22 protein-coding genes are annotated in these 23,459 nt (G+C 60.0%); 14 read left to right on the top strand and 8 right to left on the bottom strand.

Annotated elements, in window-relative coordinates:
- The first annotated feature begins 183 nt into the window (after positions 1-183).
- A complete protein-coding gene (locus V7Q10_RS14010) occupies positions 184-474 on the top strand; it encodes a hypothetical protein (protein WP_333869747.1) in 291 nt (96 codons plus the stop codon).
- On the opposite strand, the gene V7Q10_RS14005 is transcribed toward V7Q10_RS14010, so the two are convergent.
- A complete protein-coding gene (locus V7Q10_RS14005) occupies positions 461-652 on the bottom strand; it encodes a hypothetical protein (RefSeq protein WP_333869746.1) in 192 nt (63 codons plus the stop codon). The two genes, V7Q10_RS14010 and V7Q10_RS14005, sit on opposite strands and share 14 nt — an antisense overlap.
- Positions 649-2,826: an excinuclease ABC subunit UvrB gene (gene uvrB / locus V7Q10_RS14000; RefSeq protein ID WP_333869745.1), complete on the bottom strand. Its 2,178-nt coding sequence runs from the start codon at positions 2,824-2,826 to the stop codon at positions 649-651. The genes V7Q10_RS14005 and uvrB overlap by 4 nt, the downstream gene beginning before the upstream one ends.
- A 334-nt stretch (positions 2,827-3,160) precedes the next feature.
- On the opposite strand from uvrB, the gene V7Q10_RS13995 reads away from it, so the two are divergent.
- Positions 3,161-3,472: an ETC complex I subunit gene (locus V7Q10_RS13995; RefSeq protein WP_333869744.1), complete on the top strand. Its 312-nt coding sequence runs from the start codon at positions 3,161-3,163 to the stop codon at positions 3,470-3,472.
- 10 nt (positions 3,473-3,482) lie between these two features.
- On the opposite strand, the gene truA is transcribed toward V7Q10_RS13995, so the two are convergent.
- A complete protein-coding gene (truA, locus tag V7Q10_RS13990) occupies positions 3,483-4,259 on the bottom strand; it encodes a tRNA pseudouridine(38-40) synthase TruA (RefSeq protein WP_333869743.1) in 777 nt (258 codons plus the stop codon).
- Positions 4,260-4,362: 103 nt separating this feature from the next.
- Between truA and V7Q10_RS13985 the strand changes: the two genes are divergently transcribed.
- Positions 4,363-5,775, top strand: a complete 1,413-nt coding sequence (locus tag V7Q10_RS13985) for a YcjX family protein (RefSeq protein ID WP_333869742.1) — start codon at positions 4,363-4,365, stop codon at positions 5,773-5,775.
- Positions 5,772-6,788 (top strand): YcjF family protein, encoded by a 1,017-nt coding sequence (locus V7Q10_RS13980; protein ID WP_333869741.1) that lies wholly within the window; start codon positions 5,772-5,774, stop codon positions 6,786-6,788. The genes V7Q10_RS13985 and V7Q10_RS13980 overlap by 4 nt, the downstream gene beginning before the upstream one ends.
- Here the strand turns inward: V7Q10_RS13980 and argE are convergent.
- From argE to V7Q10_RS13965, 3 genes are read right to left on the bottom strand one after another with little or no spacing between them, the layout of a single operon-like run.
- Positions 6,785-7,951 carry an acetylornithine deacetylase gene (argE, locus tag V7Q10_RS13975; RefSeq protein WP_333869740.1) on the bottom strand — a complete coding sequence of 389 codons (1,167 nt, stop codon included), beginning with the start codon at positions 7,949-7,951 and terminating at the stop codon, positions 6,785-6,787. The two genes, V7Q10_RS13980 and argE, sit on opposite strands and share 4 nt — an antisense overlap.
- Before the next feature lies 1 nt (position 7,952).
- A complete protein-coding gene (locus V7Q10_RS13970; protein WP_333869739.1) occupies positions 7,953-8,582 on the bottom strand; it encodes an HAD family hydrolase in 630 nt (209 codons plus the stop codon).
- A 47-nt stretch (positions 8,583-8,629) separates the two neighbouring features.
- On the bottom strand, positions 8,630-10,537 hold the full coding sequence (locus V7Q10_RS13965; RefSeq protein WP_333869738.1) for a bifunctional 2',3'-cyclic-nucleotide 2'-phosphodiesterase/3'-nucleotidase: 1,908 nt from the start codon (positions 10,535-10,537) through the stop codon (positions 8,630-8,632).
- Positions 10,538-10,751: 214 nt separating this feature from the next.
- Between V7Q10_RS13965 and nudC the strand changes: the two genes are divergently transcribed.
- Together nudC and V7Q10_RS13955 are read left to right on the top strand one after the other, a co-directional pair.
- The gene (gene nudC, locus V7Q10_RS13960; protein WP_333869749.1) at positions 10,752-11,699 is read left to right on the top strand and encodes an NAD(+) diphosphatase; all 948 of its coding nucleotides are present in this window, start codon (positions 10,752-10,754) and stop codon (positions 11,697-11,699) included.
- A 70-nt stretch (positions 11,700-11,769) separates the two neighbouring features.
- Positions 11,770-12,243, top strand: coding sequence for an SRPBCC family protein (locus V7Q10_RS13955; RefSeq protein WP_333869737.1), 474 nt, complete (start codon positions 11,770-11,772; stop codon positions 12,241-12,243).
- Here V7Q10_RS13955 and V7Q10_RS13950 read toward each other — a convergent pair.
- On the bottom strand, positions 12,240-13,070 hold the full coding sequence (locus V7Q10_RS13950; RefSeq protein WP_333869736.1) for a prephenate dehydratase: 831 nt from the start codon (positions 13,068-13,070) through the stop codon (positions 12,240-12,242). The two genes, V7Q10_RS13955 and V7Q10_RS13950, sit on opposite strands and share 4 nt — an antisense overlap.
- A gap of 150 nt (positions 13,071-13,220) precedes the next feature.
- On the opposite strand from V7Q10_RS13950, the gene V7Q10_RS13945 reads away from it, so the two are divergent.
- The 6 genes from V7Q10_RS13945 (at position 13,221) to V7Q10_RS13920 (ending at position 20,918) form a co-directional block, all read left to right on the top strand.
- Positions 13,221-13,745 carry a c-type cytochrome gene (locus V7Q10_RS13945; protein WP_333869735.1) on the top strand — a complete coding sequence of 175 codons (525 nt, stop codon included), beginning with the start codon at positions 13,221-13,223 and terminating at the stop codon, positions 13,743-13,745.
- A gap of 166 nt (positions 13,746-13,911) precedes the next feature.
- A complete protein-coding gene (locus V7Q10_RS13940; protein WP_442885879.1) occupies positions 13,912-15,822 on the top strand; it encodes an extracellular solute-binding protein in 1,911 nt (636 codons plus the stop codon).
- Positions 15,822-16,979, top strand: a complete 1,158-nt coding sequence (locus V7Q10_RS13935) for a microcin C ABC transporter permease YejB (protein ID WP_333869734.1) — start codon at positions 15,822-15,824, stop codon at positions 16,977-16,979. Before V7Q10_RS13940 ends, V7Q10_RS13935 begins: the two co-directional genes overlap by 1 nt.
- Positions 16,979-18,094 carry an ABC transporter permease gene (locus tag V7Q10_RS13930; RefSeq protein WP_333869733.1) on the top strand — a complete coding sequence of 372 codons (1,116 nt, stop codon included), beginning with the start codon at positions 16,979-16,981 and terminating at the stop codon, positions 18,092-18,094. The genes V7Q10_RS13935 and V7Q10_RS13930 overlap by 1 nt, the downstream gene beginning before the upstream one ends.
- The gene (locus tag V7Q10_RS13925; RefSeq protein WP_333869732.1) at positions 18,091-19,683 is read left to right on the top strand and encodes an ABC transporter ATP-binding protein; all 1,593 of its coding nucleotides are present in this window, start codon (positions 18,091-18,093) and stop codon (positions 19,681-19,683) included. The genes V7Q10_RS13930 and V7Q10_RS13925 overlap by 4 nt, the downstream gene beginning before the upstream one ends.
- Entirely contained in the window at positions 19,680-20,918 is a 1,239-nt protein-coding gene (locus tag V7Q10_RS13920) for a glycosyltransferase (RefSeq protein ID WP_333869731.1), read from the top strand. Before V7Q10_RS13925 ends, V7Q10_RS13920 begins: the two co-directional genes overlap by 4 nt.
- Here the strand turns inward: V7Q10_RS13920 and hemN are convergent.
- Entirely contained in the window at positions 20,915-22,270 is a 1,356-nt protein-coding gene (gene hemN / locus V7Q10_RS13915; RefSeq protein ID WP_333869730.1) for an oxygen-independent coproporphyrinogen III oxidase, read from the bottom strand. The genes V7Q10_RS13920 and hemN overlap by 4 nt on opposite strands.
- A 62-nt stretch (positions 22,271-22,332) precedes the next feature.
- Between hemN and fnrL the strand changes: the two genes are divergently transcribed.
- Positions 22,333-23,073 carry a transcriptional regulator FnrL gene (fnrL, locus tag V7Q10_RS13910; protein ID WP_333869729.1) on the top strand — a complete coding sequence of 247 codons (741 nt, stop codon included), beginning with the start codon at positions 22,333-22,335 and terminating at the stop codon, positions 23,071-23,073.
- Positions 23,074-23,459: acyl-CoA thioesterase (locus V7Q10_RS13905; protein WP_333869728.1), on the top strand; the 386-nt coding region annotated here is incomplete at its 3' end. It abuts the gene before it with no gap.

Genomic DNA, 23,459 nt, shown 5'->3' with positions numbered 1-23,459 from the left:
CCGCGCTTGGGTCATGGTCTGGCGGGGCTGCGCCCGTCGGGCCGCAAAAACGGCCTGCGCCGTCCCTGCGCGCCTGCCTTTAAACCGCCCGACGGATAAACGACGGATAGCCTACAGAAAAACGACAGCCCTTCGGCACATCTGTTAACCTGCCATTAACCTTATCGCGCCAGCCTCAAGGGCATGAAAACACGCCTCCTCCTGCCCCTGATTCTTGCCGCCTGCGGGGCCTCGCCGGCGCCAGAATTCTTCCATGCCACACGCGCCGATGTGACCCAAAACGGCCGTAACTATACTGTTTTCTATACAGAAAAACGGGTCGAGGTGATCAGGCTCGGCTATGCCACGCGCGGCGAACATCAGGGCATTCGCGCCGATATGATCGCGCTGATCCCGCAGGTGACGGGCTGCAAATTAACCGCATCCACCCTCCAAGGCGATTCCGGCGAAATGCGCGGCTCTATTCGGTGCTAGGCCCAACAATGATCAGGGTATAAAGGGCGTAAACCCCTGCAATCAAAAACAAAATTGCCCAGCCAATGCTGCCGGTATAGACCTCAACCCCGCCCCAAAGCAGCGGAAACACCGAAGTCGCCCAGCGCCGCCAGACCGGTTTGAAAAACGGATCATTCGCGTCCAGAATCTTTTTCATCGCCGCCCCCTTTTGCCGCCACGCATCCCCGCGCGCCCCCCCGTCGAGCGGCCCGCGCCTTTCACGGCCTCTTCCACCGCGTCTTCGATCACCGATTGCCGCGCCAGCGGATCATCGGCCACCGCCAGCTCGACCGCTTCTAGCCGTTTCACCTCGTCACGCAAGCGCGCGGCCTCTTCAAACTCTAGATTTTCGGCCGCCTTGCGCATCGCAAGCCGGATCGCATCCAAATGCGCCGCAAGGTTCGAGCCCACCATCGGCCTGTCCACCTTGGCGGTGATCCGCGCCTGATCGGTATCGCCTTGATAGATGCCAAGCAGGATGTCTTCGACGTTTTTCTTGATCGTTGTCGGAGTGATGCCATGCAGCGTGTTATAGGCGACCTGCTTTTCGCGGCGGCGGTTGGTTTCACCCATCGCCCGCTCCATGCTGCCGGTGATGCGATCGGCATACATGATTACCCGGCCTTCTGAATTGCGCGCCGCCCGCCCGATGGTCTGGATCAGCGAAGTTTCAGACCGCAAAAAGCCCTCTTTATCGGCATCCAAAATCGCCACAAGCCCGCATTCAGGAATGTCCAAACCTTCGCGCAGCAGGTTGATGCCGACCAGTACATCAAAGGTGCCCAGCCGCAAATCGCGCAGGATTTCAATGCGTTCGATGGTGTCGATGTCCGAATGCATATAGCGGATGCGGATGCCCTGTTCGTGGAAATACTCGGTCAAATCTTCGGCCATCCGCTTGGTCAGGGTGGTGACCAAGACCCGCAGCCCCTTGGCGGCAACCTTGCGGATTTCGTCCAAAAGATCATCGACCTGCATCTCGACGGGGCGGATTTCGATCTGCGGATCGACCAATCCTGTCGGGCGGATCACCTGTTCCACAAAGACGCCGCCGGTTTGTTCCAGCTCCCAAGCCGCAGGGGTGGCCGAGACGAAAATCGACTGCGGCCGCATCGCGTCCCATTCCTCGAACTTCAGCGGTCGGTTGTCCATGCAAGAGGGCAGCCGGAAGCCATGTTCGGCAAGCGTCATCTTGCGCCGAAAGTCGCCCTTATACATGCCACCGATTTGCGGCACCGAGACATGGGATTCGTCTGCAAAAACAATGGCATTGTCGGGGATGAATTCAAACAGCGTCGGCGGCGGCTCGCCCGGTGCGCGCCCGGTCAGGTAGCGCGAATAGTTCTCGATGCCGCTGCAAACGCCGGTTGCCTCGAGCATCTCGATGTCAAAGGCGCAGCGCTGTTCCAGCCGCTGCGCCTCGAGCAGCTTGCCCTGCGAGACCATAAGATCCAGCGTCTGGCGCAGTTCTTTCTTAATGCCGATCACCGCCTGCTGCATGGTAGGGCGTGGGGTGACATAGTGCGAATTGGCATAGATGCGGATCTGCTTGAAACTGTCGGTTTTCGCCCCCGTCAGCGGATCAAATTCGATGATCGCTTCCAGCTCTTCACCAAAAAACGAAAACCGCCAAGCCCGGTCTTCAAGGTGGGCGGGCCAGACCTCGACACTGTCACCACGCACGCGGAAGGTGCCGCGCTGAAACGCCTGATCGTTGCGTTTGAAGGCCTGCGCGACCAATTCGCCCAAAACCTGCCGCTGATCATAGCTTTCCCCGACCGTCAGATCTTGGGTCATCGCCGAATAGGTTTCGACCGAGCCGATGCCGTAGATGCAAGACACCGAGGCGACGATAATCACATCATCGCGTTCCAGAAGCGCCCGCGTGGCCGAGTGGCGCATGCGGTCGATCTGCTCGTTGATCTGCGATTCCTTTTCGATAAAGGTATCGGTGCGCGCGACATAGGCTTCGGGCTGATAGTAATCATAGTAAGATACGAAATATTCGACAGCATTGTCGGGAAAGAAATTCTTGAACTCGCCATAAAGCTGCGCCGCAAGGGTTTTGTTCGGCGCCAGAATGATCGCAGGGCGTTGGGTTTGCTCGATGATTTTTGCCATCGTAAAAGTTTTGCCAGTGCCCGTGGCCCCCAGCAAAACCTGATCATGCTCGCCTGCCAGAACGCCTTTGGACAGTTCGGCAATCGCGGTTGGTTGATCGCCTGCCGCGGTAAAGGCGGTTTGCAGCACAAAGCGTTTGCCACCCTCCAGTTTCGGGCGGGTCAGCACTTCGGGGCGCGTGGTCAGGGCATTGCTGTTGTTATGGGGCATGGTGATTCTCTCCAGCCTCTAATCTATTCTGTTTTTGTTCACGGGGAAGGGCGGCGAGTGGCTTCTTCATCCATCTTAAGAAAAAGTAAAGAAATCATGATCAATTTTACGGAAACTCCATTTCAAAAACGCAATTTAGAGTTGTTTTTGAGGCAGAGTGGCGGCAGTCTGATCGGGCAAGCAGCATCTACCGCTGCCGGTTGATCCCTGCACACACCCCACCCCCACCCTCGGGATCAACCGGTAGCATCCTGCTTTACCTTGATTGCCATTGCAGGCTTGCACTTTCATCGCTTTTTCGGAATAACCCCTGCAACGCTTTGGGAGTTTCAGCATGCGCGCGCGTATCTATCAGCCTGCCAAAACCGCGATGCAATCGGGCACCGCCAAAACCACCACCTGGGTGCTTGAATTTGCCCCGGCCTCTGCCCGCGCGGTTGATCCGCTGATGGGCTGGACCAGCAGTTCTGACACCCAAGCGCAGGTCAAACTGCGCTTTGACAGCCGCGAGGCCGCCGAAGCCTATGCCACTGAAAACGCAATCGCTTTTGATGTGGTCGAGCCGAACAAGCGCAAGCCTGTGATCCGCGCTGGCGGCTATGGTGAAAACTTTGCCACCAACCGCCGCGGCGTCTGGACCCACTAAAACCGCGCGGTCAGGCGGCGGCGAAAGGGTCAACCGGATAGCCGACGCCGGTCATATAAAGCCCATCGGGGGGCGAAACCGGGCCGCAGGCGGCGCGGTCTTGCGCCTCTAGCGCCGCTTTCACCTGATCAGGCTGCCATGCCCCGGAACCGACGCGGTCAAGCGTGCCGATGATGCTGCGCACCTGATTGTGCAAAAAGCTGCGCGCGCGCAGGGCAAAGCGATATTCCATCCCCGAAGGATAGGCGTGCTGGGTGATCACGATTTCATCCAGCGTTTTGACCGGGCTTTTGGCTTGGCAATGCACGGCGCGAAAGGTGGTAAAGTCATGCTTACCGATCAGATGCGCCGCCCCTGCCCGCATCGCCTCAAGATCCAGCGGGCGCAAAACCTGCCAAACCCGCCCCGCATCATAGGTCACAGGCGCACGCCTTGCGACGACGCGGAACAGATAGCGCCGCTCGATCGCGGAAAACCTTGCATGAAAATCCTCGGGCACCGCAACCACTGCCAGCACCGAGACCGGCCATTTGCGCAGATGCGCGTTCAGCGCACCTGCAAGCTTTAGCGGATCCCAATCTTTGATCAGATCGCAATGCGCCACTTGGCCGGTGGCATGCACGCCGCTGTCGGTGCGACCGGCGGCGGCAATGGTATGGGGGCCGGGTTGCAGCTTGCCCAGCGCGTCTTCGATGGCGCGCTGCACCGATGGCTGATCGCCCGGCTGGCGCTGCCAGCCGTGAAACGGTCCCCCGTCATATTCAATAAGAAGCGCAAATCTAGGCATATGCTGCGATTACCCAATGCGCGGCTGCCTGTCCAGAGTTGCAAGCCCCCTACCCATTGCCGCCCGCACTTCCTATGTTGAGGGCAACATAAAGGGGCCTGCGGTGTTTTCGACTGTAACCAACGGAATTTCTCGGCAGATCAACGGCGCAGGTGCTGCGGTTTCGGGGATATTCTTTGATCCTGTGCTGCGGCTTGGGGTGACGGGCCTCAGCCGGGCGGGCAAAACCGTGTTTATCACGGGGTTGGTTGCCAATCTGCTGGATAGAGGCCGGATGCCGCAGCTGCGCGCCGAGGCAGAGCAGCGCATCGACACGGTCTATCTGCAACCGCAGCCCGATGACACCCTGCCGCGCTTTGCCTATGAGGATCATCTGGCCGCCCTGACCGGCGACGATCCGCGCTGGCCCGCCTCGACCCGTGCGGTGTCGGAACTGCGGCTGTCGTTTCGGGTGCAGCCTGCGGGCTTTGTTGGCGCGCTGACCGGGCCTCGGGTGCTGCATGTTGATATTGTTGATTATCCCGGCGAATGGCTGCTGGATCTTGCGCTGTTGGACAAATCCTACGCCGAATGGTCCGAAGCCACGCTGGACCGTATCGCCAAACGTGCCGAGGCTTTGGATTTTCTTGCCACAGCCCGCGCCGAAGACGGTGCGCTGGCGCTGGACGAGCCGCGGGCTTTGGCGCTTGCCGCCAGCTTTACCGCCTATCTGCACAGCGCGCGGGCAAACGGCTGGTCCGATTGCACGCCGGGGCGGTTCTTGCTGCCCGGTGATTTGGCGGGCAGCCCGGTGCTGACCTTTGCGCCGCTGCCCAAGCCCGCCCAGACCCCGCGCGGCAGTCTTTGGCGCGAGATGGAGCGGCGCTATGACGCCTATAAATCCAAAGTGGTCAAACCATTTTTCCGCGACCATTTTGCGCGGATTGATCGCCAGATTGTGCTGGTCGATGTCTTGGGGGCCATCCATCAAGGCCCGCGCGCTCTGGAAGATCTGCGTCGCACCATGGCCGAGGTGCTGTCGGCCTTTCGGCCCGGACGCAATCGCTGGCTGTCGGGGATTTTGGGCGGCAAGCGGGTTGGAAAGATCCTGTTTGCCGCGACCAAGGCCGATCATTTGCACCACAGCCAACACCCCGCCCTAACCGCGATCATGCAGGCGATGCTGCGCGAGGCTCAAAGCCGCGCCGATTTCGCAGGGGCCGAGACGATGGCGCTGTCGCTGGCCAGCCTGCGCACCACGGTCGAAGAAAGCCTGACCCGCGACGGCAGCCAGCTTGACGCGGTGCGCGGGCGTCTGCTGGCCACCGGCAAGCAAGCGGCGATGTATGCGGGTGAATTGCCACGCGATCCGGCGCGGCTGTTGTCGCCTGCGCGCGAAGGCGCCACGGCTTGGCTTGACGCCGATTTTGCCCTGATGGGCTTTGCGCCCGCGCGCAGCACGCTTAAGGCGGGCGAGGGCCCACCGCATATCCGGCTGGACCGCGCCGCAGAATTTCTGATCGGAGATCGGCTATGACCCTGCATCTGGACGAGCCCCCCCGCCTGCGCGGCCCCGCCTTGGTGCAATATTCCGAGGCCGAAGCGGCTGATCCTGCAAGTGCTGCCCCTGTGCCCGATGCCGCATCAGCGGCCACGCTTGCCACCCTGCGCGTGGTGGCAAAGCCCGCCTCGGGCTTTGGCCGCTTTGCGGTCTGGGTGTTTTCCAGCCTGTTTACCTTTGTGCTTTCGGTGGCCGCGTGGAATTTTGTCACCGGCCTGTTTGCCAGCAATTCGATCTTGGGCTGGATCGCCTTTGGCCTGCTGATCGCGGCGCTTTTGGTGGTTGTGGTGCTGGCGCTGCGCGAGGCTTCGGCCTTTATGCGCATGGCGCGGCTGGACAGCTTGCGCGCGCAAACGGCCAAGGCGCGCGCCGAGGCTGATCTGAAGGCCGCGCGCGCGGCTGTCGCAAATATCCAGCGGCTTTATGGCAATCGCCCCGATCTCAGCTGGGGGATGGCGCGGCTGCGCGAGCGGCAGGACGAGGTCTTTGACGCCGACGCCCTGCTGTCGCTGGCCGAAACCGAGCTGATGGGGCCGCTGGACCGCGCCGCCCTGGCCGAGGTCGAGGCCGCAGCGCGGCAGGTCGCCACCGTCACAGCCTTTGTGCCCTTGGCCTTGGCCGATGTGGCCACGGCGCTTTATTCCAACCTGCGGCTGATCCGGCGTTTGGCGCAGATCTATGGCGGGCGCTCGGGGTCTTTGGGCAGTTGGCGGCTGATGCGGCGGGTGTTTTCGGCGCTACTGGGGGCGGGGGCGATTGGGCTTGCAGATGATCTGATCGGCTCTGTCACCTCGGGCGGGATTTTGTCAAAACTGTCGCGCCGCTTTGGCGAAGGCGTGGTGAATGGCGCGCTGACCGCCCGTGTCGGTTTGGCCGCGATGGAACTGTCGCGCCCGATGCCCTATGAGGCCCTGCCCCGCCCCAACACAAGCGCCACCACCACCCGCGCGCTGGCGGGCCTGTTTGGCCGCGCCGAAGACAGGCCCTAGAACCCCGCCGCGCAGCGCGCCACCAAGGCCGACAGCATCGCCTCGCAGCGTTCAAGCTGTTCAAGGCTAACATATTCGTCGGGCTTATGGCCCTGCGCCATCGACCCCGGACCACAGATCACCGTCGGAATGCCAAGGCGGGCATCAAACAAGCCGCCCTCGGTGCCAAAGGCGACTTTGATCGTGCCATTGGCCCCGGTCAAAGCCTTGACGAAATTCACCACGCCCGCGTCCGACGGCGTGCCAAGGCCGGGATAGTCCCAAAGCCGCTCGATCCTGATCTCGGCCTCGGGGAACGCGGCGCGCAGAGGGGCTGTAATCGCCTCGGCCGCCGCGCGCAGATCAGCGATCAGCGCATCGGTGTCTTCGCCCGCAAGGCTGCGAATTTCGAAATCAATCACCGCCGTATTCGGCACGATATTGACCTGCACGCCACCGTTCAGCTTACCGATATGCAGCGTGGTATAGGGCACGTCGTAATCGCCATCGCTTAGGCCCGTGGCCGCCACCCGCGCCTGAAGACCGCGCACTGCGGTGACAAAATCCGCCGCCAGATGCAGCGCGTTCAGCGCCAGCGGCGCCAGCGCGGAATGGCCCTCGCGGCCAATGCAGGTGGCGCGCAGGGCGATCTTGCCCTTATGCCCCGTGGCAACCTGCATCGCCGTCGGCTCGCCGACGATACACATGCGCGGGCGCAGCGGGGCTGTCTCTAGCATCTCGACCAAAGACCGCACACCCATGCAGCCGACCTCTTCGTCATAAGACAGCGCCAGATGCAGCGGCACCTGCAAGGGCTGATCTGCGGCGCGCAACAGCGCCGCGATCGCACAGGCGACAAAGCCCTTCATATCGGTCGCACCGCGACCATAAATGCGGCCGTCCCGCTCGGTCATCGCAAAGGGCGGCACGGTCCAGTTTTGTCCCAGCACCGGCACCACATCGGTATGGCCCGAAAGCATCACCCCGCCTTGGCCTTCGGGGCCGACGCTTGCGTAAAGATTGGCCTTGCCGCCGGTTGCATCGGGGATCAGCACCGCCGCAATGCCGTGCTGGGCCAACAGATCCTGAACATAAAGCATCAGATCCATGTTCGGGTTTGAACTGGTGGTGTCAAAACCCAGCAGGCGTTGCAGAATTGCGCGCATTTCGGGGATCTTTGTCATCTTACACCTTTAATCCAGCGGCGCGCGCGCCGTCCAGCAGACTGGCGGCCAGATGATGCGCCCAGCGCCCTTGCGAGGGCACCATATCAGGCACCTGCACCACACGGCAGCCGGCACGATGTGCCGCCTCTGCCCCCGCCTCGCTGTCTTCAAACACCAAGCAGCGCGCTGGCGATACGCCCAAGCGTGCTGCGGCCAGCAGATAAGGGTCGGGCGCGGGTTTGGCGGCGGTGACATCGTCCAGCGTGACCACCTCGACAAAGTGATCCGACAGCCCGACCAAACCCAATTTATGATGCGCCGAGGCCCGCCCAGACGAGGTGACAACCGCCACAGGATGCGACAGCCGCGCCAAAAGATCACGCGCGCCGGCCTTCATCTGCAAGCCATCCGCCATCCCGGCGCGAAACCCATCGCCCCATCGCTGTTGCAACAGCACGCGGTCCAAATCGGGATAGGCCGCCGCAATAATCGCAGCGCCCGAGGGTTCATCGCGGCCAACAAGCTGGTGCAGAAACGAAAGTTCAACCGGAAAGCCCACCTCGGAAAAGGCCTGTAGCCCAGCTTTGACAGCAAGGCTTTCGGTGTCAATCAAGGTTCCATCCAGATCAAAAAAGATTGCGTCGAACATCATAGCCCCTTGGTCACCGCAGCGCCTGCCTGCGCCTTGGTGATAGACTATCCCAGCCAGAGCCGAAAGCGGCGAAAGCCGGTCTCGGTGATGTCGAGCGGTTCGATCTGCAAATGCGCGACCTCGGCAAGATGCTCTGCGGCCTCTGGCGCGCTTTCAAACAGAACAGAGGTCGCGGCCATCGGCTTAAAGCGCCAGCGCGGGATCGCGTCTTGCACCAGCGGTGCGCCGCCTTGGCTTAGAAAATCTGCCAGAACCTTGCGATTGCTGACAGCGCCATCATAGATCACATTGCCGGGAACAGCCCCGGCAAATCCGATGCCCCCCGCCGCGCGATAGCTGTTGGTTGCCAGCACAAAAACCTGATCCGGCTGCAAAGGCTCGCCACGATAGCGCAGATCGCAGATGCGCTTGGCCTCTGGGTTTCGGACAGCTCCACATGCCTCAAAGTGTGCGGGCTGCGACAGATCAATCTGATAAGTCAGCCCGTCAATCATATCAAAATTAAAACTGGGAAATTGCGTATTGACCAACAGAGCATCCTTGGCCCCAAGGGGAATGCGCTGAAACAGACTGACAGTGCGTTCCAGCCACAGCGCCACCTCGCGCCCCGTCAGCCGCAGCGCACAGATGCTGTTGGGGTGGCAATACAGATCACCAACATGGCGCATCCGCACCGGACCCGGCGGCACTGCGGTGAAATTCTCGGGGCCACCACGCCCGCCAGCCCGAAAAGCCGCCACCGCAGACAGCAGCGGCAGCCGTGCCTCGGACCGCCCGACCAAAGCCTGCGCCACATGATCGGCCTGCGCTCGCGCCACCAGACGCACCGAGGCCACATCGCTGACCAGCGCAAAATAGCTGTTTAGCGGGATCGGCGTTTGGCTTAGAACCGCCTCATTGCGCGACAGCAAAACCTCTTGCGCATGGCCCACCAGCCCTGCAATTTCTGGATCGTCGGCAACCAAAGCCTCGACCCGTCCGCTTTGTGGCGCGCGGCGCGAAATTGGCCGCGCTTCGGCATGAAAGCCCGCAACGGTCCAACCCTCGGCGCTTTGGCACAACCTAAGGTCAATCACCCCCAGATGTGAGCCGTGAAATCCCGCCATCACCACCGGCTTGCCCGCAATATCAGAGCGGTTGGCAGCGGGAAACACCAGATGGGTATGACCCGCGATCACCGCATCTATGCCGTCAAGTTCCGCCAATGCCGCGCTGACATTCTCCAAAGCCCCGGGGCCATCCGGCTCGAGATCAAGACCCGAATGCGACAGTGCAATCACAAGATCGGCCCCCTGCGCGCGCAGCATCGGCACGAGCTCGCGCGCCGAAGACAGAATATCGGCTACCGAGGCGCGGCTTTTCAGATAGCGCCCCTCCCAGACCATGGTTTGCGGCGGCAAAAACCCAATCACTCCAATGCGCAGCCGATGACTTTGGCCCGCGCGGTCCTTCAGCTCGCGATCAAGCAGCAAAAACGGCTGCGACAGTGGCTTGCCACGGGTGGGTTTGAAGAAAAGATTTGAACTGACAATCGGAAAATTGCTCGCCGCCAAAGAGCGCCGCAAAAACCCCAGACCAAAGCCAAACTCATGATTGCCCAAGGTGGCCGCATCATAGCCCAGCGCATTCATCGCCGCGATCATCGGATGGGTGCGAAGCGGCCGGCCCGAGCGCAGCACCGGCGTGGTTTCCGCCAGATAATCGCCCAATTCACTGCCATGCAGAAAGTCACCATTGTCAAACAGCAAGGCCTGCGGCTGCTCGGCCCGCGCTTGGCGGATCAGCGTGGCAACCCGCGCCAAACCGACTTGATCCGAAGGGCGATTGCCGTGGTAATCCCAAGCCAACAGATTTGCGTGCAAATCGGTTGTGGCAAGGATGCGAAGATCCAAACCAGCCTCGGCAAGGCCCGCCGGCGCGTTTGACCGGTGTGGATGTGCCTGCTGAGACAAAAAACCTCCATACACGACAGGCTGAGCCTGAAATCGTTATCCATTTAGCTAACTTACAAATTTGATCGTAAAATGGGAAGGCAAATTCGCTCTAAATAGTAAATATTTCTACCTAGGGTTGTTAACATTCGGTTAACCACTTTGCCGCGCTTGCGGCGAATTGCCGATGTCGCGCATTCGTGGCATCACTGCCCTGACCAAGTGGAGAGATGCGATGCGCAACGCGGAAACTGTGACCTTCGGAGGATCGGCCTTGGATCGGGCCGCACATCTGCGCGCCCGGCCTGATGAGATTGCAAAGCTCAGGTCCTTGGGCAAGGTGCTGCCGGTCTGGCGTGGTAAGCCGCTGGTAAACGCCAGCTCTGCCTTGGCTTGGCTGACCAAAGACCATCCTGCGCTGCACTTGGCCGGCACATCGGTGTTTCTGGGCTTTGACGATGGGGCCGCCTGCTTTGCCCAAGATATTTCGGCTTGGGCACCTGAAGACAATCCAGCCTTGGCGGGGTTCTTGGACACCACGCGGCAAACGCATCCTGCCTTGCCCGACAGCTATGGCTTTGAAGACCTGCGCGCCGTGATGGCGGCCCTAACCCCGCGCGAGGCCGAACTTGCAGCCACGGCAAAGGCGATTTTGCATTGGCACGCCAGCCATGGCTTTTGCGCCAAATGCGGCGCGGCCAGTGATGTGGTCCAAGCCGGCTGGCAGCGCAATTGCCCCAGCTGCCAAACCTCGCATTTCCCGCGCACTGATCCCGTGGTGATCATGCTTGTCACCCATGGCAATCGCCTGCTGTTAGGACGCAATGCGATCTGGCCCGAAGGCATGTATTCCTTGCTGGCGGGTTTTATCGAACCGGGCGAAACCATCGAAGCCGCCGTGCGTCGCGAAGTCTTTGAAGAGAGCGGCATTCGCTGCGGCGCGGTGCGCTATCTGGCAAGCCAGCCCTGGCCCTTTCCCGCCTCGCTGATGATCGGCTGCGTGGTCGAAGCGACCACGACCGAAATCACCGTTGATCCCACAGAGTTAGAAGAGGCCTTCTGGCTCAACCGCGAGGATATGCTTTCTGTGCTCGCAGGCCAACACCCCAAGATTAAACCACCGCGCAAAGGCGCAATCGCGTCATTCTTAATCAGCAGATGGCTTGCAGATCAGCTGGAATAACGCCACGTTTGGCACTGGTAAGAACGGACTTGGCCGAAACAGCGGACCCAAGGCAGGCAAGGAATGAGTGATGCGGTTTTCCAGTAAACAAGATGTCGAAGCCCCGATGGAGCCGATCTTTCAGATCCTGACAGATTTTGAAACTTGGGAAACCGCGGCCATGCGCCGCGGCATCGAGGTCGAGCGCAAAGACACCCTAATTCAGCCGGGCGCGGGTATGCGTTGGGCGGCGAAATTTTCCTATCGTGGCAAGGCGCGCGCAATGGAGCTAGAGCTTACCCAGCTTGACCCCACGCAATCCCTGCGCTTTGCGGCAGTGTCGCAGGCTTTGGAGGGGGTGATTTCGATGGAATTGATCGCGCAAAGCCCCAAGCGCAGCCGCCTGCATGTCGTGGTTGATATCACCCCGCGCAGTCTTACCGCGCGGCTGTTCTTACAATCGCTGCGGCTGGCCCGCGCCAAACTGGACCGCAAATTTGATCAGCGCATCGCCATGCTGGCCGGCGACATAGAGCTGCGTTACCGCAGTCGAAGCGGCGCTTAACCGCGACGCCGATCCGACGGATAGACGCCCAGAATATTCACCTGGGTGCTAAAATAGGCCAGCTCTTCCAAAGCACGCTTTACGTTTTCATCTTCGGGATGGCCTTCGATGTCGGCGTAAAACTCGGTCGCGGTAAAGCTGCCGCCGACCATATAGCTTTCCAGCTTGGTCATGTTGATGCCGTTGGTGGCAAAGCCGCCCATCGCTTTGTAAAGCGCCGCCGGAATGTTGCGCACCCGAAAGGTAAAGGTTGTCATCATCGCATCGCTGCGCCGCGTCGCATCGGCCTGCGGCGCCATCACCAAAAACCGCGTGGTGTTGTTGGCATGGTCTTCGATATGGCGCGCCAGAACATCCAAGCCATAAATCTCGGCGGCAAGTTCGCTGGCCAAGGCCGCGCGGGTCACATCGCCTGCTTCGGCCACTTCACGCGCAGCACGGGCGTTGTCGGAACTGACCTTGCCGAGGATGCCGTGCTGCTTCAAGAACCCGGCGCATTGCGGCAGAATCACCACATGGCCATGCGCCTCGGTCACATCCGCCACCTGCGCGCCCTTGACCCCCAACAGGTTGACATGCACCCGCACAAAGGCCTCGTCCACGATATGCAGCCCCGATTTTGGCAACAGCGAATGCACATCCGCCACGCGGCCATAGGTGGAATTTTCCACCGCCAACATGCCCAGATCAACCTCGCCGGTGCGGGTCTTTTCAATCACTTCCTCAAAAGTCGTGCAGGGGACCGGCGTGAAATCGGGCCGCGCCTGCGCACAGGCCTGATGCGAATAGGCACCAAGTTCACCCTGAAATGCGATACGTTTTGTCATTTTTGACAACTCCGTCATAAAAACCCCGCATTAGGGGCGATTGGTCGCGCTACTACACCTTGAAAGAGGGGTGTGGAAGCGGATAGATAGCCCCAAACCATGGCACGCGTGCGATCGCCGCCACAAACGACCCGCAAGGAAGGCTCCGATATGTTTGACACGATGACCCTGACCAAGGCAACCGGCGCAGTCTGCGGCTCGCTTTTGGTGTATCTGTTTATCTCTTGGGCTGGCGAGGCCCTTTACACCACCGGCGCGGGCGAAGGCCATGGCGGCGAAGAAGTGGCCCAAGCCTATACCATCGACACCGGCGCGGACGAAGCGGCAGCCCCCGCAGCAGACGCGGGTCCATCGTTCGATGTGATCTACGCTTCCGCTGATGTTGGCGCAGGCGAGAAAGTCTTCAACAAGTGCAAGGCTTGCCACAAGGTCGACGGCGGTGATGGCACCGGCCCGCATTTGAACGGCGTTGTCGGTCGGGCACGCGGTTCAGTGGCAGGTTTTGGCTATTCCAGCGGAATGGCATCGGTCAACGATCCGTGGACCCCAGAGCATCTGGAAGAATTCCTTCTGAATCCAAAGAGCTATGTTGCTGGCACCAAGATGGGATTTGCCGGCCTGCCAAAGGTCGAAGACCGCGCCAATGTCATCGCCTATTTGGCTTCGATGCCATAATCGCAGCGCGATGTCGCAAAAAAAGGCCGTCCTTCGGGGCGGCCTTTTGCATTTTGGCCGCGCTTTTGCCCGATCACGCATTCGCGCCTTGTGGCAAGACCGCGTTCCGAATTAGCATATAGGTCAAGTGTATGACGGTGAAACCGTCCGTTTCCGGAGTTCAGGCATGACCCAGCAAACCCAATCCCGCAGCCGCAGCATCGCGCGCAAACCGCAGCTTGGGCTGATGGCCAGCATGATGGCGCTTTCCCTTGGGCTATGCGCCTATGCCGCTCGCGCCGAAGACAACCCAACCCTGACCGCAATTGGCATTTCGACCTTTGGCGATCTGCATTATGCCGCCGATTTTGCCCATCTAGACTATGTGAACCCCGATGCCCCCAAAGGTGGCGAGATCAGCGAATGGGCGCCCGGCACCTTTGATTCGATGAACCCCTATTCGGTAAAGGGTGTCGCGGGGGCGCTGTCGTCGATGTCTTATGAATCCATGCTGGTTGGCACCGCTGATGAAATTGGCGCAAGCTATTGTCTGCTGTGCAGCACGATTGAATATCCGCAAGATCGGTCTTGGGTGATCTTTAACCTGCGCCCCGAGGCGAAATTCTCGGATGGCACGCCGCTGACGGCGGAAGATGTGCAGTTTTCTTTCGAACTGTTTCGCACAAAAGGCCTGTCGGATTTTCGCGCCGTGTTCAACGAACAGGTCGAGGGCGCGGAAATCCTTGATCCGCATCGGATCAAATTCAGCTTTAAACCCGGCGTGCCAACCCGCGATCTGCCTGCCGATGTCGGTGGTCTGCCGGTGTTTTCCAAGGCGCAGTATCAGGCACAAAAGCTGGATCTAGAGGAAAGCAACCTGACGCCGTTTTTGGGCTCCGGCCCCTATGTCGCGCAAACCATCAAACCCGGCGAGCGGCTGATCTATACCCGCAACCCCGACTATTGGGGCGCAAACCTGCCGATCATGAAGGGTCAGGCGAATTTCGACAGCATTCGCATCGAATACTTTGGCGATTCCATTCCAGCTTTCGAGGCGTTCAAGGCCGGTGCCTATACCTTCCGCAGCGAGAATTCCTCCAAGACCTGGGCCACGGGCTATGATTTCCCCGCCATGGCGACCGGGGCGGTGCAAAAGGTCGAGCTGCCCTCGGGCGCCAAGGCCAATGGCCAAGCGTTTCTGTTCAACCTGCGGCGCGAGAAATTCCAAGACCCGCGCGTGCGCGAAGCCATTGGTCTGATGTTCAACTTTGAATGGTCGAACCAGACGCTGTTTTACGGGCTTTATGCGCGGATCAATTCGGTGTGGGAGAATTCTTGGCTGGCCGCGACCGACGCGCCAAGCCCTGAAGAGGTGGCGATTTTGCAACCCTTGGTCAGCGATGGCCTGTTGCCGCAAAGCATCCTGACCGATCCGGCTGTGGTGGCGCCGGTATCCTCTGACAAACAGCTAGATCGCGGCAACATGCGCCGCGCCTCGGCTTTGCTGACCGAAGCGGGCTGGACCGTCGGCGCAGATGGCATCCGCAGCAATGCCAAGGGCGAAAAGCTGCGGGTCGAATTTCTGAACGACAGCCCCTCGTTTGACCGGGTGATTGCGCCCTTTGTCGAGAACCTGAAGGCCTTGGGCGTCGATGCCGAACTGGTCAATATCGACCCCGCACAGATGGAATCGCGCACCCGTCCGCCGGTTTATGACTTTGACATCATTACTGGAAACGCGCGCTCGGGCTATTTCTCGGGGTCGGAGCTGAAGCAATACTACGGCTCGGCCACGGCCGATCAGTCGGCCTTTAACGTCATGGGGCTGAAATCCCCAGCGGTGGATCGGCTGATCGAGGTGGCGATGGCCGCCACCTCGAAAGACCAGCTTACGGTCGCCACCAAAGCGCTAGACCGCGCGCTGCGCGCCGAACGCTTTTGGGTGCCGCAATGGTATAAAGATACCTTCACCGTCGCCTATTACGACCAATTTGAACATCCGCAAACCCTGCCGCCCTATGCCTTGGGCGAGCTGGATTTCTGGTGGTTCAACCCTGAAAAGGCCGCCCAGCTTAAGGCCTCGGGCGCGTTGAAATAATGCTGGCCTATATCCTGCGACGCCTGCTTTTGGTGATTCCGACGCTGTTCGGCATTATGGTGGTGAACTTTGCGCTAACCCAATTCGTGCCCGGCGGGCCTTTTGACCAGATCGAGGCGCAGCTCGACAATCAAAACGATGCGATGGGCACACTGGCCGGTGGCAATGGCGACGATGCCGGCATCAAGGCGGCAAATGGCAAAGACGGCACCTATACCGGCGCGCGCGGTCTGCCGCCCGAGTTTCGCGCCAAGCTCGAGGTCGAATTCGGCTTTGCCCGTTTCATCTGCCCGCAAGGCTATGACGGCAGTTTGACACAGCAGGCCAAGGACTGCGAAAAAGAGATGATCCCCGCCTTTGAGCGCTTTACGATTATGATGGGCAAGTTCCTGCGGTTTGATTTTGGCGAAAGCTATTTCAAATCGAAAAGCGTGGTGCAAATGGTGATCGAAAAGATGCCGGTCTCGATCACGCTGGGGCTTTGGTCGACGCTGATCGCTTATATGATCTCGATTCCGCTGGGCATTCGCAAAGCGGTGCGCGATGGCTCGCGGTTTGACAGTTGGACCTCGGGCGTGATCATCGCGGCCTATTCGATTCCGACGCTGCTGTTTGCGGTCATTCTGCTGGTGACATTCGCCGGTGGGTCTTATTACCAGATCTTCCCGCTGCGGGGTCTTACCTCGAACGGCTTTGAAAACCTTAGCTTTTTCGGCAAGATCAGCGATTATCTTTGGCACATCGCCTTGCCGGTTCTGGCCAGCACGATTTCAAGCTTTGCCACGCTGACGCTGCTGACCAAGAACAGTTTTCTGGATGAAATCCGCAAGCAATATGTGATGACGGCCCGCGCCAAGGGTCTGTCGGAACGGCGCGTGCTTTATGGGCATGTGTTTCGCAATGCCATGCTGATCGTGATCGCGGGCTTTCCGGGGTTGTTTTTGTCGGTGTTTTTCGGGTCGTCGATCATTATTGAAAAGGTGTTCACATTGGATGGTCTGGGCCTGATGGGCTTTAACGCTGCGGTGTCGCGCGACTATCCGGTGATTTTTGGCACGCTGTTTGCCTTTGGCCTGATCGGGCTGGTGGTGGGGATTTTGTCTGATCTGATGTATGTCTGGGTCGATCCCCGCATTGATTTCGAGCGGAGGGGCTGATGGCTTTGTCACCGTTAAACCAACGCCGCTGGCGCAACTTTCGCGCCAACCGCAGGGCGTTCTGGTCGCTGTGGATTTTTTCGGTGTTGTTCGGCCTATCGCTATTTGCCGAGGTTTTGGCCAATGATCGGCCGCTGTTGGTGCATTACCGCGGCGAGTGGCGCATGCCATTCCTGACGTTTTATTCGGAAACCGATTTCGGCGGCGATTTTCGCACCGAGGCCAATTACAAAGCCCCCGAGGTGGAATGCCTGATCCGTTCGGGCGGGCTGGAGGCCTGCTTTGACGATGCCGAAAAGATCACAGCTGACATCAAGGCAGGCAGCTTTGACACCACGACCGAAGGCTTTGAAAAGGGCTTTATGCTTTGGCCGCTGATCCCCTATTCTTATAACACGATCAATGATTTGAACGGTCAGGCCGCGCCATCAGCCCCCGAGGCTGCGCATTGGCTAGGCACCGACGACACCTCGCGCGATGTGCTGGCGCGGGTGATCTATGGCTTTCGGTTGTCGGTGGTTTACGGGCTGGTGGTGACGCTGCTGACCTCGATCGTAGGCATCGCGGCGGGTGCCATTCAGGGCTATTTTGGCGGCAAGGTCGATCTGCTGTTTCAGCGCGCCATCGAGATTTGGGGCGGGGTTCCTGAACTTTACTTCATCATCATCGTGTTTTCGGTCTGGCAGCGCAGTTTTCTGGTGCTGATCCTGATCTCGGTGCTGTTTGGCTGGACGCGATTGGTCGGCGTGGTGCGGGCTGAATTCCTGCGGGCGCGCAATTTCGAATATGTCCGCGCCGCCAAGGCACTGGGCGTTTCAGACGCGGTGATCATTTTTCGCCATGTGCTGCCAAACGCCATGGTGGCGACGCTGACCATGCTGCCTTTCGTGGTCTCGGGCACCATCGGCTCGCTGGCGTCACTTGATTATCTGGGCTACGGGCTGCCCGCGTCTTTGCCCAGCCTTGGCCAGCTTTCGGCACAGGCGCAGCAAAATCTGCAAATGCCCTCGCTGGCCTTTACCGCCTTTTTCACCTTTGCCATTATGTTGTCGCTTTTGGTGTTTATCTTTGAAGGTGTGCGCGATGCCTTTGACCCAAGAAAGACCTATTCATGAGCGTGGTGTTGCAGGTCGAAAACCTGAGCGTGGGCTTTCGCCAAGACGGGCGCGATATTGCCGCCGTGCGCGGGGTCAGCTTTGCGGTTAACAAGGGCGAGACGGTGGCGCTTGTCGGCGAAAGCGGCTCTGGCAAATCGGTCACCGCCCTGTCGACCGTGGGGCTTTTGCCTGACAGCGCGCAGCTAGCCGGTTCGGTTCGCTACCAAGGCCGTGAGATGGTGGGCGCCGCAGAGGCGGATCTGCGCGCGCTGCGGGGCAATGACATCAGCTTTATCTTTCAAGAGCCGATGACCAGCCTTAACCCCTTGCACACAATCGAAAAACAGCTTGCCGAAAGTCTGGGTCTGCACCAAGGCCTGCGCGGTGCGGCGGCACGGGCGCGCAGCATTGATCTGCTGAATAAGGTCGGCATCCGCGAGGCCGAAAGCCGACTTGACGCCTATCCGCATCAATTGTCGGGCGGTCAGCGCCAGCGCGTGATGATCGCGATGGCCTTGGCAAATGGGCCAGACCTTTTGATCGCGGACGAGCCGACAACCGCGCTGGATGTGACCATTCAAGCCCAGATTCTTGACCTTTTGGCCGACCTAAAGCGCAGCGAGGGGCTGAGCCTTTTGTTCATCACCCATGATCTGGGCATCGTGCGCCGCATCGCCGACCGCGTTTGTGTGATGAAGGATGGCGAGATCGTCGAACAAGGCCCAACAGCCGAGATTTTCGCCAATCCGCAGCACCCTTATACCCAAACGCTGATGGCCGCCGAGCCAACGGGCCTACCACAAGCCGTTGCCCCAGAGGCGCCGGTGGTGGCGGCCACCGATAAGTTGCAAATCTGGTTTCCGATTCAACGCGGCTTTTTGCGCCGCACGGTTGGCCATATCAAGGCGGTGAACGCCGCAAGCTTGCAGGTGAGGGCGGGCGAGACGTTGGGGATTGTCGGCGAAAGCGGGTCTGGCAAGACCACGCTGGCACTGGCCATTTTGCGGCTGATCGGCTCGCAAGGCCCGATCACGCTGCTGGGTCAGCGACTGGATGGGCTGCCCAGCTCGGCCATGCGGGCGCATCGGCGCGACATGCAGATCGTGTTCCAAGACCCCCACGGCAGCCTGTCGCCGCGCATGACGGCCGAACAGATCATCGCAGAAGGTTTGGGCGTGCATGGGCTGCAAGACGGGCGCAACAGCCGCGAGATGGTGGCCGAGATCATGGCCGAAGTTGGGCTCGACCCGGCGACGATGACCCGTTATCCGCATGAATTCTCGGGCGGGCAAAAGCAGCGCATCGCGATTGCCCGTGCGATGATCCTGCGGCCAAAGCTGGTGGTGCTGGACGAACCCACCAGCGCGCTTGATATGACGGTGCAGGTGCAGATTGTGGATCTGTTACGCGACTTGCAGCGCAAATATGGGCTGGCCTATATCTTTATTAGCCATGATCTGCGGGTCGTGCGCGCGATGTCGCATAGTGTCATGGTGATGCAAAACGGCGATGTGGTTGAGGCAGGCCCCGCGCAGGCAATCTTTGCCAATCCTCAAAATCCTTATACCCGCAGCCTTTTGGCCGCCGCACTCAGACAAAGCCGATGAAAATCCTATTTGTTCACCAGAACTTTCCAGGCCAGTTTTTGCATCTGGCACCCGCCTTAGTCGCGCGGGGGCATGACTGTTTGGCGCTGACCGATGTGAAAAATCAACGCGGCAGCACGATCAAAACACTGAAATATACCCATAAAGAACAAAAGGTTGATCCCGCTGCCTGCCGTTTGGGCCGCAGCTATACCACCTACAGCGATCGCGGCGTCACCGTGGCCCGTGCCGCCCGCTCGATGCGCGAAAAGGGTTATGTGCCCGATGTGATCTTTGGCCACTCGGGCTGGGGAGAGACCTTGTTTCTCAAGCAGGTTTGGCCAGAGGCAAAGCTGATCGTCTATAGTGAGTTTTACTATAAGGGCCGCGATGCGGATGTGGGCTTTGACCCCGAATTCACGGCTGCGACTTTTGATCAGATGCTGATCACCCAAGGCCGCGCCGCGCATCAGGGCCAAGCCTTGATCCATGCTGATGCAGGCTTTGCGCCAACGCAATGGCAAGCATCGACGCATCCAGAGCTTCTGCGCGAGCGGCTTACCGTGATCCATGACGGGGTCGACACCGAGCAGATAACACCCAATCCCGAGGCGCGCTTTGTTTTGCCCGATGGCCGCAGCCTGACACCGCAAGACGAGGTACTAACCTTCGTCAATCGTAACCTAGAGCCCTATCGCGGCTATCACATCTTTATGCGCGCCCTGCCCGAAGTGCTGCGCGCAAGACCAAAGGCGCAGGTGGTGATCGTGGGCGGCGATGGCGTGTCTTATGGCAACGCCCCCAAGGATGCGACGGGCTGGAAGGACATCTTTTTGAATGAGGTGCGCGACAAGCTGGATCTGTCGCGGGTGCATTTCATGGGCAAAGTGCCCTATCCGCACTTCATTGCCCTGATGCAGGTCAGCCGCGCGCATGCCTATCTGACCTATCCCTTCGTGCTGTCTTGGTCGATGATCGAAGCCATGGCGGCGGGCTGTCACATCGTTGCCTCGGCCACACAGCCGGTGATGGAGGCGATCGAAGACGGCAAGACCGGCACTTTGGTTGAGTTCTTTGATGTTGCAGGCTGGTCAAAAGCCCTGACCGAGGCGCTTGCTGATCCAGAGCGCTATGTCCCGCTGCGGAAGGCGGCGCGAGCGGCCGCGATTGCGACCTATGATCTGCACAGCCACTGCCTTCCCAAAACCATCGCCTTTGTCGAAAGCTTTGCGCCCCCCTCAGCCTCTAAGATTTAAACCGCCGAAGAATGCTTGGCGCTGGTCTGGGCATAGGCATCAAAGCAGCGCGCCACCATCCGCGTCAGCGGGCGCGAATCGATAGGGATCGACAGCCCTGCTTCGGTGAGGTCCAGCATCTGCGGAAAAGCGCGATCGGCGGCGGCAAACATCGCCTGCAAAGCCTCTGGCGTCACCTCGAAATCGCGCAGAATTTCAGCGCGTGAAATGTGGAAATCACACATCAAGGCCTCGATGATCCTGCCACGCAAACGATCATCACCGGCAAAAGCATGGCCGCGATGGGTGGAAAACTGCCCGGCGCGAATGGCACGGGTGTGATCTGCCGTGCCGCTGGCGTTTTGCGCATAGCCCTGCGGAAACCGCGAGATTGACGAGGCCCCAAGCCCGATCAACACCGGCGCGCTGTCCTCGGTATAGCCCTGAAAGTTCCGCCGCAGCTTGCCCGCACGCGCGGCTTTCGCCATGCCGTCCGTGGGTTTGGCGAAATGGTCGATGCCCAGCTCGTCATAACCCGCCGCCAAAAACTGCGCCCGCGCCACTTCGAACAGGTCCAGCCGTTCTTCTGGCGTCGGCATGCTGTCCGAGGAAATCATCTGCTGCCGCCGGCTCATCCATGGCACATGGGCATAGCCGTAAAGCGCCACGCGATCTGGCGACAATTCAAGCAATTGCGCGACAGAGGCCGCGATTTTCGCCTGCGTCTGATGCGGCAGACCGTAAAGAATATCGGCGTTCAGGCTGGTCACCCCGCGCGCGCGGATCATCTGCGCCACGGCTTGCGTGGTCTCAAAGGGTTGCTCGCGGCCAATCGCGGCTTGGATCTGCGGGTCAAAATCCTGCACCCCAATCGAGGCGCGGTTCATCCCAGCGGCGACCAAAGCATCCAGACGCGCAGCATCAATTTCCATCGGGTCAATCTCGACCGAAAACTCGCCGCCCTCGGCCAAAGGCGCCACCGCAAAGATCGCGGCCGCCAAATCGCGCATCGCTGCGGGCGACAGCATGGTTGGCGTCCCGCCGCCCCAATGCAGCCGCGACAGCCGCACGCCTTTTGGCAAATGCTGCTTCAGCAGAGCAATTTCCTGATGCAGCATCAAAGCATAGGCCACCACTGGCGCATCTGAAACCGTGCCTTGGGTGCGACAGGCGCAAAACCAACACAACCTTCGGCAAAACGGCACATGCACATAAAGCGAAATCTCGGATCCCGCCGGCACCGCCGCGATCCAATTTGCAAAGTCATCGGGCCCGACCCCACCCGCAAACTGCGGCGATGTAGGATAAGACGTATAGCGGGGAACGCGGGCGTCAAAAAGACCCATGCGTGTGAGTTGCGAATGGACTGTCATAGGTCTACCCTAGGCAAAGGCTATGCGCGCGCCTTGACTCAGATCAAACCGAAGGTGGACAGATGTCACAGCACGACCTGAAACTGGGCCACCCAAGTTGCGGCGATTGCCCGATCCGCCACCGCGCCGTCTGTGCGCGCTGCGAAGCGGATGAATTGGCGCATTTGGACGCGATCAAATATTACCGCAGCTTTCAGGCCGGGCAGACGGTGATCTGGTCGGGGGACCGGATGGATTTTGTGGCCTCGGTTGTCTCTGGAATCGCGACGCTGACCCAGACCATGGAAGACGGCCGCCGGCAGATGGTTGGCCTGTTGCTGCCATCGGATTTTGTCGGGCGTCCGGGGCGCGGCCATGCGGCCTATGATGTCACCGCCACCACCGATCTGGTGATGTGCTGTTTTCGTAAAAAGCCGTTCGAGGAAATGATGATCTCGACCCCGCATATCGGGCAGCGCTTGCTGGAAATGACACTGGACGAATTGGACGCGGCGCGCGAATGGATGCTGCTGTTGGGCCGCAAAACCGCGCGCGAAAAGATCTCGAGCCTGCTTGCAATCCTTGCGCGCCGCGACGCCAGCCTGAAGGCGGGTACGGGGGCTTGCAGCTTTGATCTGCCGCTGACCCGCGAAGAGATGGCCGATTATCTGGGCCTGACCTTGGAAACCGTCAGCCGCCAGATCTCGGCGCTGAAACGCGAAGGCGTGATCGAGCTGGAAGGCAAGCGCCATGTCAAGGTCGCCGATATTGATCGGCTGATCGAGCAGACCGGCGATGATTCCGATGGCGGGATGCTGGGGTAGATGCAAAGCGCGTCACAGAACATCGCGCCAAAGGGCGAACTGACGCTGCGCACGCTGGCGATGCCGCGCGATGTCAACACCAATGGCGATATCTTTGGCGGCTGGGTGCTGTCACAAATGGACATGGCCGCCGGCATCGTCGCCAGTGCCCGCGCGCAAGGCCGTGTCGCCACCGTAGCGATTGACGCGATGAAGTTCATCCGCCCGGTCAAAGTGGGCGATGTGCTGTGCATCTATGTCCACATCGCCCGCATCGGCCGCACCTCGATGGCAATGGAGATCGAGGCCTGGGTGCTGCGCAACCGCCAAGACCAACGCGAAAAGGTCACCGAGGCCGTGTTCACCTTTGTGGCCATTGACGAGGCAGGCAAGCCGAGGGTTGTGCC

Origin of the sequence: Cypionkella sp. (genome assembly GCF_036782355.1) — a bacterium.
Lineage (GTDB): Bacteria > Pseudomonadota > Alphaproteobacteria > Rhodobacterales > Rhodobacteraceae > Cypionkella.
Note: the sequence above shows the minus strand (reverse complement) of the source record. Positions and strands in the feature narration are given on the sequence as shown.

What these genes read in the sequence shown, in the direction of transcription:
- V7Q10_RS14010 (WP_333869747.1), top strand. Translation starts at nt 184, where the DNA reads ATGAAAACACGCCTCCTCCTGCCCCTGATTCTTGCCGCCTGCGGGGCC.
- V7Q10_RS14005 (WP_333869746.1), bottom strand. Translation starts at nt 652, where the DNA reads ATGAAAAAGATTCTGGACGCGAATGATCCGTTTTTCAAACCGGTCTGG.
- uvrB (WP_333869745.1), bottom strand. Translation starts at nt 2,826, where the DNA reads ATGCCCCATAACAACAGCAATGCCCTGACCACGCGCCCCGAAGTGCTG.
- V7Q10_RS13995 (WP_333869744.1), top strand. Translation starts at nt 3,161, where the DNA reads ATGCGCGCGCGTATCTATCAGCCTGCCAAAACCGCGATGCAATCGGGC.
- truA (WP_333869743.1), bottom strand. Translation starts at nt 4,259, where the DNA reads ATGCCTAGATTTGCGCTTCTTATTGAATATGACGGGGGACCGTTTCAC.
- V7Q10_RS13980 (WP_333869741.1), top strand. Translation starts at nt 5,772, where the DNA reads ATGACCCTGCATCTGGACGAGCCCCCCCGCCTGCGCGGCCCCGCCTTG.
- argE (WP_333869740.1), bottom strand. Translation starts at nt 7,951, where the DNA reads ATGACAAAGATCCCCGAAATGCGCGCAATTCTGCAACGCCTGCTGGGT.
- V7Q10_RS13970 (WP_333869739.1), bottom strand. Translation starts at nt 8,582, where the DNA reads ATGTTCGACGCAATCTTTTTTGATCTGGATGGAACCTTGATTGACACC.
- nudC (WP_333869749.1), top strand. Translation starts at nt 10,752, where the DNA reads ATGCGCAACGCGGAAACTGTGACCTTCGGAGGATCGGCCTTGGATCGG.
- V7Q10_RS13955 (WP_333869737.1), top strand. Translation starts at nt 11,770, where the DNA reads ATGCGGTTTTCCAGTAAACAAGATGTCGAAGCCCCGATGGAGCCGATC.
- V7Q10_RS13950 (WP_333869736.1), bottom strand. Translation starts at nt 13,070, where the DNA reads ATGACAAAACGTATCGCATTTCAGGGTGAACTTGGTGCCTATTCGCAT.
- V7Q10_RS13945 (WP_333869735.1), top strand. Translation starts at nt 13,221, where the DNA reads ATGTTTGACACGATGACCCTGACCAAGGCAACCGGCGCAGTCTGCGGC.
- V7Q10_RS13940 (WP_442885879.1), top strand. Translation starts at nt 13,912, where the DNA reads ATGACCCAGCAAACCCAATCCCGCAGCCGCAGCATCGCGCGCAAACCG.
- V7Q10_RS13935 (WP_333869734.1), top strand. Translation starts at nt 15,822, where the DNA reads ATGCTGGCCTATATCCTGCGACGCCTGCTTTTGGTGATTCCGACGCTG.
- V7Q10_RS13930 (WP_333869733.1), top strand. Translation starts at nt 16,979, where the DNA reads ATGGCTTTGTCACCGTTAAACCAACGCCGCTGGCGCAACTTTCGCGCC.
- V7Q10_RS13925 (WP_333869732.1), top strand. Translation starts at nt 18,091, where the DNA reads ATGAGCGTGGTGTTGCAGGTCGAAAACCTGAGCGTGGGCTTTCGCCAA.
- V7Q10_RS13920 (WP_333869731.1), top strand. Translation starts at nt 19,680, where the DNA reads ATGAAAATCCTATTTGTTCACCAGAACTTTCCAGGCCAGTTTTTGCAT.
- hemN (WP_333869730.1), bottom strand. Translation starts at nt 22,270, where the DNA reads ATGACAGTCCATTCGCAACTCACACGCATGGGTCTTTTTGACGCCCGC.
- fnrL (WP_333869729.1), top strand. Translation starts at nt 22,333, where the DNA reads ATGTCACAGCACGACCTGAAACTGGGCCACCCAAGTTGCGGCGATTGC.